This window comes from Kitasatospora sp. NPDC057542 (assembly GCF_042801945.1).
Classification (GTDB): Bacteria; Actinomycetota; Actinomycetes; order Streptomycetales; family Streptomycetaceae; genus Kitasatospora.
Window position 1 is genome coordinate 1 of sequence record NZ_JBHVFE010000389.1, and the last position, 8,629, is coordinate 8,629.

General features: G+C 75.5%; 8 protein-coding genes. 5 read left to right on the forward strand and 3 right to left on the reverse strand.

All coding sequences use genetic code 11. From position 1 onward, the window contains the following. Positions 1–35 precede the first annotated feature (35 nt). On the reverse strand, positions 36–1,319 hold the full coding sequence (locus tag ACFU7Y_RS33815) for a sensor histidine kinase (RefSeq protein WP_380770657.1): 1,284 nt from the start codon (positions 1,317–1,319) through the stop codon (positions 36–38). Between the two features lie 159 nt (positions 1,320–1,478). Here ACFU7Y_RS33815 and ACFU7Y_RS33820 point away from each other — a divergent pair, with 159 nt between their 5' ends. Further along, complete coding sequence (locus ACFU7Y_RS33820; protein ID WP_224285367.1) at positions 1,479–2,045, forward strand: hypothetical protein; 567 nt, start codon at positions 1,479–1,481, stop codon at positions 2,043–2,045. 160 nt (positions 2,046–2,205) lie between these two features. Further along, complete coding sequence (locus tag ACFU7Y_RS33825) at positions 2,206–2,940, forward strand: (2Fe-2S)-binding protein (protein WP_224285366.1); 735 nt, start codon at positions 2,206–2,208, stop codon at positions 2,938–2,940. A 38-nt stretch (positions 2,941–2,978) separates the two neighbouring features. Here the strand turns inward: ACFU7Y_RS33825 and ACFU7Y_RS33830 are convergent, their stop codons facing one another. Both ACFU7Y_RS33830 and ACFU7Y_RS33835 read right to left on the reverse strand, forming a co-directional pair. Then, complete coding sequence (locus ACFU7Y_RS33830; RefSeq protein WP_380770658.1) at positions 2,979–3,731, reverse strand: hypothetical protein; 753 nt, start codon at positions 3,729–3,731, stop codon at positions 2,979–2,981. Positions 3,732–3,782: 51 nt separating this feature from the next. Then, positions 3,783–4,535, reverse strand: coding sequence for a FadR/GntR family transcriptional regulator (locus tag ACFU7Y_RS33835; RefSeq protein ID WP_224282228.1), 753 nt, complete (start codon positions 4,533–4,535; stop codon positions 3,783–3,785). Positions 4,536–4,720: 185 nt separating this feature from the next. On the opposite strand from ACFU7Y_RS33835, the gene ACFU7Y_RS33840 reads away from it, so the two are divergent. The 3 genes from ACFU7Y_RS33840 to ACFU7Y_RS33850 are packed head-to-tail and all read left to right on the forward strand — an operon-like array spanning position 4,721 to position 8,588. Beyond that, a complete protein-coding gene (locus ACFU7Y_RS33840) occupies positions 4,721–6,229 on the forward strand; it encodes an APC family permease (protein WP_224282229.1) in 1,509 nt (502 codons plus the stop codon). Beyond that, a complete protein-coding gene (locus ACFU7Y_RS33845) occupies positions 6,226–7,401 on the forward strand; it encodes a CaiB/BaiF CoA-transferase family protein (RefSeq protein ID WP_224282230.1) in 1,176 nt (391 codons plus the stop codon). The genes ACFU7Y_RS33840 and ACFU7Y_RS33845 overlap by 4 nt, the downstream gene beginning before the upstream one ends. After that, positions 7,398–8,588 (forward strand): acyl-CoA dehydrogenase family protein, encoded by a 1,191-nt coding sequence (locus tag ACFU7Y_RS33850; protein ID WP_374120035.1) that lies wholly within the window; start codon positions 7,398–7,400, stop codon positions 8,586–8,588. The genes ACFU7Y_RS33845 and ACFU7Y_RS33850 overlap by 4 nt, the downstream gene beginning before the upstream one ends. The last annotated feature ends 41 nt before the right edge of the window (positions 8,589–8,629 follow it).

The following is an 8,629-nucleotide window of genomic DNA, read 5'->3' on the forward strand; positions in this document are numbered from 1 at the left end:
GACCCGCTCGGGTCGACGCCGCTTCCGTGCGCGCCTCAGCGTCCCGGCAGGGAGCAGCCGACCCGCCAGCCCGCGGGCGTGCCCGGGCCGGCGGTCAGCGAGCCCCCGTGAGCGGCGGCGCGGGCGGTGAGTCCGGCCAGGCCGGTGCCGCCGACGCCGGGGCGGCGGCGCAGCAGCGGCTTACGGGCGGGGCCGCCGTCGTCGGTGACGGTCAGCTCGACGGCGCCGTCCTCGCCGGGGGCCACCCGGACGGTGACCTCGGTGGCCTGCGGGGCGTGCCGGCGGATGTTGGTGAGGGCCTCCAGGACGACGGCGTACGCGGTCGCCTCGGCCTCGGCGGAGAGCCGGCCGGCGGTATCGGGCGCCAGCTCGGCGGTGGCGCGCAGGCCACCCGTGGTGCCGAAGCGGGCGACCAGCTCGGGGAGGTCGGCCAGGCCCAGCCGGCGCGTGGTCGCCCCGCCGGTCCGCTCCTCCAGGTCCCCCCGTCCGGAGGCTCGGCCGCCCCGGTCCTCCGGACCGTCCGGACCGCCCCGGTCGTCCGGACCGCTCGGCTCGCGCAGGGCGCCGACCATCTCGTCCATCGAGTCCAGCGCCCGCAGCCCGGCCTCCTCCAGGCGGCGCAGCAGTGCGGTGGTCTCCTCCGGCTCCTGGCCAGGGAGTTGGCCGGCCTGGGCCTCCAGCACGATGCCGGTGATCTCGTGGGCGACGAAGTCGTGCAGCCCGCGGGCCACTTCGAGCCGCTGCTCGCGCCGGGCCCGGGCCACCGCCCGCTCCCGGCGGGCGTCCAGGACCCGCAGGTAGAGGGCCGCGCCCGCGACGCCGAGCACCGGCGGCAACGAGAGCAGCACCCCGCCCACCGTCCCGGCCGCGCCGCCCTGCGGAACGCGCAGGGCGAACCGCAGCGGCAGCAGCACGGCCGCGAGCCCGAGCAGCCCGCTGACCGCCCAGACGGAGCGGTCGGGCAGTCGGCGGACGGCCCGGAAGAGCAGCCCGATCAGGGCGAGCCACTCGAAGGGCATCCAGAACGCGGGCAGCCGGTAGGGCCCCGGGTAGGCCAGGTCGACCAGCAGCGAGGCACCGGCCACCGCCCCGGCGGCCGTGCCGAGGGTGATCCGCCCGATGGGCCACGGCAGCAGCGCCACCGCCGCGGCGAGCAGCGCCGTCAGGGCGAGCAGCGCGGCCGCACCGAGGGCGTCCGCCTGCGCGAGCGCGACGGGCGGCATCAGGGCCGGCGCGGCGACGGCGGCGAGCCGCCGCCGGATCCGAGCCGACCGCGGCGATGTGGAATCGGACCGGACGGAGGGTGAGTCGGTGCGCACCCGGCCGAGCCTACGGGCAGCTCTCCCGGGGGAGGCGACCTCCTCCCCGGGAGGGAGCGGTCCGCCGTCAACTCCCCTCCGCAGCGGGAGGTCCGCACGGCCGGGCGGGAGCATGCTCGGTGGCGTCGGAACAACCGCGCCGAAGGAGAACGAACCGCCATGAACCGCCGCCTCGCCACCGCCGCAGTCTCGCTCCTCCTGCTGACCGCGACGGTCGCCACCGCCGCACCGGCCGCCGTCGCCGCACCGGTCCCCGCCGCACAACCGGCCGCCGCGGCAGCCGACTTCGGACCGGTCAGCGTGCGCGGCACCGGCAACACCGTCCTCACCGCCTCGTTCCACGGCTTCGAAGGCGACCCGGTGCAGATCTCGGTGGACGCCCGTGCCGCCACCAACACCGATCCGCACAGCACCGCAGGCCACTTCCACGTCCGTCACGTGCGCACCGACGGCCGGCTGGTCGCCGACTTCGAGGGGGACATCACCTGTCTGGCCGTCGGCGGCCGGGAGGCGATCGCCACCGGGGTGGTCACCAAGGGCGAGGCGCCCTGGTTCCCGGGACTGGAGCTGGTCGGCCAGAAAGTCTCGCTCTCGGTGGAGGACAACGGGCGGCACGGGGACCGGATGGGCTGGGTCTGGGGCGTGTTCGGCCAGCCGGTGTCGGACTGCCAGGGCACGGTACCGTTCATCCGCACGAGCAGTGGTGACTTCTCCGTGCGCAGCTGACACCCGGCCGACCGGGCCTGCCAGGGCCTCTCGGGCAACGAGCGGGGCTGCGCACCGCCGCCCGAACACCCGGAGACCTGGAGGCCCCGTTGTCCCTGGACCGTCCGACCATCCCGCCACGGGCGGGCGCGGGGTTCAACGACCGAACAGGGGACGGCCGTTGAACCCCGCGCCGGACCGGCGGCCGCCCGACTACGCCCGGCTCGGCGCCGTCGGGCCGTACTTCGCGCTCGACACCTCGCCGTCCGGGCCGCCGCCTGCGGGCTTCCGGCCGCTGGCCGAGCTGTACGGCACCGGGCCGGACGCGCCGTTGGCGGCGCGGCTGCGGGTGGTGGCGCGGCGGCTCGGCACCGACGAGCCCCGGGTCGCCGCCTCGATCCTGCATCTGGGACTGGCCGCCCGCTTCTGGTCGGTGGGACTGGGCTCGGCCGTCCTGCTGGGAACGGTCCCGACCCTGGAGCACGCCTGGATGCGCATCCCGGACCAGGGCCCGCTCGATCTGTGGACACCCCCGGAGCCCGCCCGGCCGGCCGCCGGAACGCTTGCCGACCAGCTCCACGAAGCCGTCCTGCTCGGCTGCTTGGAGCGACTGGCGGCAGCCGTCCGGGCCGTCGCACCGCTCTCCTCACGCCTGCTGCTCGGCAACGCCGCGTCCGCGCTGGCCGGGACGCTTCGGGTGCTGGACGCCCATGCGCCTGGCGCCGCACGGGCGTTGGCCGCGGAGCTGCTGGACCGTCCACCGCTGGCCGGATCGGGCACCCTGCACACCGGGCCGCGCGGCACAGCGTTCCGGCGCAACAGCTGCTGCCTCTACTACCGGGTGGGGCCGGGTGCCGGGCTCTGCGGGGACTGCTGCTTCAGCACACCGCCCGGGCGCGGGAAGCGGAACGAATAATACCTTCGTAAATGAAGGTCATATTGCCCACCGCCCCGTCAGCCGCGCACCACCGTCCAGTCCACCGCCGCCGACGGCACCCCGGCCCGCTCGGCCGCCGGGTCCGCGAGCAGCCCGCGTGCCAGCGACCCCACCGGCAGGGCCGGGGTGGTGGCGGCCAGCACCCGCCCCTCGGCGTCGAGCAGCGCCGCCTCGCCGGGCAGCGCCCGCAGCGGCGGCACCAGCAGCCGTTCCAGCGCGGCCAGCGGGACGTCCCCGGCCGCCACCCCGACGAAGCCCGCGCCCGGGACGACCACCGGCCGGGCGCAGCACAGCACGTACCGGTCGGCACAGAGCAGGTCGACCTGCGGCCCGGCCACCGCGGCCCGCCCCTCGTCCCGGGGCCGGGCGAACCAGGGCAGCACCCGGTAGTCGTAGAACTCGGCGTCCGCCGGGTCGAGCGCGAGCCGCAGCCGCCGCTCCCCCGCCCCCCGCACGCCGCGGTACCACCACTCCACGTGCAGGTCGGCGTCGGCGAGCGCGCCGGGCGCCACGACCGCTCCGCAGCCGAACCAGCGCGAGCCGGGCCGCGCCAGCAGCTCGCCCACCGCTCCCTGCACCACGGCGAGTTCGGCGGCGGCGGGCCGGCGCCCCTCGGCGGCCGCCCGGGTCCAGCAGCCGGCCGCGGCCGCGCGCAGGCCGTCCAGTTCGGCGAGCACCGAGTCGACGGCGGCGGCGAGGTGCCGGGCGCACCGCTCGACGGCGGCCGGCTCGCGAGCGACGGGCAGGGTGAGGCTGGACGCGCTGGTCATGACGGCTCCGGCGGCGAGGGAGGGGTCCGGGAACGGCGGCACGGCCCCGGCTCAGCCGTCGTCCGCCAACTCCAGGTGCCGCCGGACCAGATGGTGCACGCAGGCCACCGCATGCGCCTCGGCGGCGGCCCGGGCGCCGGCCGCGTCACCCGCCAGCACGGCGACCAGGATCTCCCGGTGCTGCTCGGCGAAGCGCTCCTGGTCCGGCCCGTGCGGGGCGGGCAGCCAGAGCAGCGGTCCGAGTTCGGCCTGGAGCCGGACGGCGAGCTGGGTGAGCCGCACCGACTGGGCGGCGACGGCGAGTTCGATGTGGAAGCGGGCATCGGCACGGCGCTGCTCGGCGGGCCCGGCGGCGTCGCGCAGGTCGTGCACCAGCCGGGTGAGCCGGGGTCCGAGGTCGGCCGGGGCGCGTTCGGCGGCGAGCCGGGCGGCGGTGCCGAAGACGGCCAGTTCCTCGTCGCCGAGGTCGCGCAGGTCGACGGTGGCGAGGTCGCGCAGCCGGGCGAGCTGGAGGTGTTCGGAGCCCTCGGCGGGGGTGCGGACGAAGCTGCCGCCGTTGCGGCCGCGCCGGGTCTCGATCAGTCCGGCCTCCCGGAGCAGTGCGAGGGCCTCACGGACGGTGCCGTTGGCGACGCCGAGCTGGTCGGCCAGGTCGTTCTCGCTGGGCAGCTGGTCCCCGTCGGCGACCAGTCCGAGGGCGATCGCCTCGGTGATCCGGCGGGCCACCGCGTCGGCGCGCCCGAGGTCGGCGAGCGGCGCGAGGACGGCACTGAGCAGCGGGGTCGCACTGCCGATGGCCGTCACGGGCCCCTCCTCGATCGCCGTCGCCGGATCACCGTCCGACCGGATGTTTCCCGCAGGGTACCTCCCGGTCGAGCGCGCACTCTTGCCGCTAGAAACTCAATCTCGTATGTTTTCCCGCAACCTCGGCCCGAGCATCACCCCGCAGCGCTCCCCCACGCATCACGACACGTTCCCAGGAGCAGGTCATGACCGATGCCACTGCACGTGCCACCACCCACTCCCACGACCCGGACACCGAGCGGCTGGCCGCCCTCGGCTATACCTCCGAGTTCAAGCGCGACATGAGCCCCTGGGCGAACTTCTCGCTCGGCTTCACCTATCTCTCCCCCGTCGTCGGCGTGTACACACTCTTCGCCTCCTCGCTCCAGACCGCCGGGCCGCCGATGGTCTGGAGCTTCCTGATCGCGGGCCTCGGCCAGCTGCTGGTGGCCCTGGTGTTCAGCGAGGTGGTCGCCCAGTTCCCGGTGGCCGGCGGGGTGTACCCGTGGGCGCGCCGACTCTGGGGCCGCACCTGGGGCTGGATGACCGGCTGGGTCTACCTGCTGGCGCTGATGTCCACCATCGCGGCCGTCTCCTACGGCGCGGGCCCGTACGTGGCCGCCCTGCTGGGCGTCGAGCCGAGCACCGCGACGACCGTCTGGTGCGCACTCGGCCTGCTGGCGCTCGCCACCGTGATCAACCTCGGCGGCACCCGGGTGCTGTCGGCGGCGGCCGTGTTCGGCTTCGCCGCCGAGCTGCTCGGCGCCCTGGCGGTCGGCGCCTGGCTGCTGCTGACGCACCGCTACCACGGCCTCGGCGTGCTCTTCGACCGGTTCGGCGCCGGCGGCGACGGCGACTACACCGACGCCTTCCTGGCCGCCGGGCTGATCGCGGTCTTCCTGTTCTTCGGTTTCGAGGCCTGCGGCGACGTCGCCGAGGAGGTGCCCGACCCGGGCCGGCAGATCCCCAAATCGATGCGGCGCACCATCTACGTCGGCGGCGCGGCGGCGATCGGGGTCAGCCTGGCCCTGGTGATGTCGATCCAGGACATCGGCGCGGTGGTCTCCGGCGACGACAGGGACCCGGTGGCCAAGGTGCTGCACGACGCCTTCGGCGCGGCCGGCGCCCGGGTGGTGATCGGCGTGGTGCTGATCTCCTTCCTGTCCTGCGTGCTGAGCCTCCAGGCGGCGGCGAGCCGGCTCGCGTACTCCTTCGCCCGGGACCGGATGATCGCAGGCAGCCGGCTGCTGTCCACCGTCTCGGACCGGCTGTGGGTGCCGCCGTACGCGCTGCTGCTCGCCGCAGCGCTGCCCGGCGCGATCATCGTGGGCGCCTCGGCGCTCTCCGAGGGCGCCCTCACGAAGATCATCTCCTTCTCCAGCATCGGCATCTACCTGGCCTTCCAGATGGTGGTGCTGGCCGCGCTGCGGGCCCGGCTGCGCGGCTGGCGCCCGAGCGGGGACTTCCGGCTCGGCCGCTGGGGCCTGGCGGTGAACACCGGCGCGCTGGTCTACGGCGTCGCCGCGATCGTCAACATCTGCTGGGGCCGCACCCCGGACGCCGCGTGGTACGACAACTACCTGGTGCTGCTCTCCGCGGTGGTGGTGCTCGCGGCCGGCGGCCTCTACCTCCTGCTGGCCCGCCCGCACCTGCGCGGCGACGCCCCCTCGGGCGACGCGGCGGCCGTGGCCGAAGCGACCGGGGAGCGGGCATGACCGGGCTCCCGCTGGACGGCGTCCTGGTCGCCGACTTCGGCCGGGTCCTCGCCGCGCCCTACCTGACGATGCTGCTGGCCGACCTCGGCGCCGACGTGGTCAAGGTCGAGCAGCCCGGCACCGGCGACGACACCCGCGCCTGGGGCCCGCCGCACGCCCAGGGCGAAGCCACCTACTTCCTCTCCGTCAACCGCAACAAGCGCTCCCTCACCCTCGATCTGCGCGACCCGGCCGACCACGCCCGCGCCGTCGAACTCGTCCGCCGCGCCGACGTGCTGGTGGAGAACTTCCGCCCCGGCACGATGGCCCGCCACGGCCTCGACCCGGACCGCGCCCAGGCCCTCAACCCCCGGCTGGTCTACTGCTCGATCACCGGCTTCGGCTCCGGCCGGGGCGCCGAACTGCCCGGCTACGACCTGCTGGTGCAGGCCGTGGGCGGCCTGATGTCGGTGACCGGCCCGGCCCCCGGCGAGCCGGTGAAGACCGGCGTCGCGCTGGTGGACGTGCTGACCGGGCTGCACGCGGCGGTCGGCGTGCTGGCCGCGCTGCGCGAGCGCGAGGCCACCGGCCGGGGCCAGCTGGTGGAGCTGAACCTGCTCTCCACGCTGCTCTCCGGCCTGGTCAACCAATCCGCCGGCTACACCCTGGCCGGGGCCGTACCGGGCATCCTCGGCAACCGCCACCCGTCGATCGCCCCGTACGAGGTGTTCACCGCCGCCGACCGCCCGATGGTCGTCGCGGTCGGCAACGACCGGCAGTTCGCCGCGCTCTGCCGGGGCGTGGGCGCCCCCGAGCTGGCCGGCGACCCGCGCTTCGCCACCAACTCCGACCGGGTCGCGCACGTGACCGTGCTGGCCCGCGAACTCACCGCCCGGCTCGAACGCCGCACCGCCGCCGAGTGGTTCGCGGTGCTCACCCCGCTCGGCGTGCCCTGCGGTCCGGTCAACGACCTGGCCGAGGCCTTCGGCCTCGCCGACTCGCTCGGCCTGCACCCCCGGGCGCCGCTGCCCGGCCCGGACGGCCGCCCGCTGGACCTGGTCGCCAACCCGATCGGCCTCTCCCGCACCCCGCCCCGCTACCACCTGCCCCCGCCGCGGCTCGGCGAGCACACCGCCGAACTGACCGCCTGGCTGGACGCCCCGTACGACAAGGACCCCGAGGACCACCCATGAGCACCCCGCACGGCACCGGCACCGCCATGTCCGACCCGCTCGACCTGATCGACTTCGCCACCCTCCTCACCGACGAGGAGCGCGAGATCCAGGCCACCGTCGCCAGGTTTCTCGCCGACCGGGTCCGCCCGCACCTGCCCGAGTGGTTCGACAGCGCCCACTTCGCCCGCGAACTCGCCCCCGAACTCGGCGCGTTGGGCCTGCTCGGGATGCACCTGGAGGGCTACGGCTGCGCCGGCACCAACGCCGTCTCCTACGGCCTGGCCTGCCTCGAACTGGAGGCCGCCGACTCCGGCTTCCGCAGCTTCGTCTCGGTCCAGGGCTCGCTCTCGATGTACTCGATCCACCGGTGGGGCTCGGAGGAGCAGAGGCAGGAGTGGCTGCCGGGGCTCGCCGCCGGCACCGCGATCGGCTGCTTCGGGCTCACCGAGCCGGACTTCGGCAGCAACCCGGCCGGGATGCGCACCCGCGCGGTGCGCGACGGCTCGGACTGGATCCTCGACGGCACCAAGACGTGGATCACCAACGGCGGCATCGCGGACGTCGCCACCGTCTGGGCGAACACCGAGGACGGCGTGCGCGGCTTCCTGGTGCCGCGCGGCACACCCGGCTTCACCACCCGCGACATCCGGCAGAAGCTGTCGCTGCGCGCCTCGGTCACCTCCGAGCTGCACCTGGACGGCGTCCGGCTGCCCGCCGAGGCGCAGCTGCCGGGGGCGAAGGGGCTGCGCGGGCCGCTGTCCTGCCTGAACGAGGCGCGGTTCGGCATCCTGTTCGGCGCGGTCGGCGCCGCCCGGGACTCGCTCCAGGCGGCCCTGCGGTACGCGGACGCGCGGGTCCAGTTCGGCCGGCCGATCAGCGGTTTCCAGCTGACCCAGCGCAAGTTCGCCGACATGGCGCTCGCGCTCGGCAACTCCGCGCTGCTGGCCGTCCACCTCGGCCGGCTCAAGGACGGCGGGCGGCTGCGCTCCGAGCAGGTCAGCGTCGGCAAGCTCAACAACGTGCGCGAGGCGCTGGCGATCGCCCGCGAGTGCCGCACCGTCCTCGGGGCCAACGGCATCTCGCTGGAGTACTCGCCGATCCGGCACGCCAACAACCTGGAGTCGGTGCTGACCTACGAGGGCACCAGCGAGATCCACACGCTGGTGGTCGGCCAGGCGCTCACCGGGCAGGCGGCGTACCGGTAGAGCGGCACGCGCCGAGGCCCGCGCCCGGCTTGTCCAGAGCC

What these genes read in the sequence shown, in the direction of transcription:
- ACFU7Y_RS33820 (WP_224285367.1), top strand. Translation starts at nt 1,479, where the DNA reads ATGAACCGCCGCCTCGCCACCGCCGCAGTCTCGCTCCTCCTGCTGACC.
- ACFU7Y_RS33850 (WP_374120035.1), top strand. Translation starts at nt 7,398, where the DNA reads ATGAGCACCCCGCACGGCACCGGCACCGCCATGTCCGACCCGCTCGAC.
- ACFU7Y_RS33840 (WP_224282229.1), top strand. Translation starts at nt 4,721, where the DNA reads ATGACCGATGCCACTGCACGTGCCACCACCCACTCCCACGACCCGGAC.
- ACFU7Y_RS33845 (WP_224282230.1), top strand. Translation starts at nt 6,226, where the DNA reads ATGACCGGGCTCCCGCTGGACGGCGTCCTGGTCGCCGACTTCGGCCGG.
- ACFU7Y_RS33830 (WP_380770658.1), bottom strand. Translation starts at nt 3,731, where the DNA reads ATGACCAGCGCGTCCAGCCTCACCCTGCCCGTCGCTCGCGAGCCGGCC.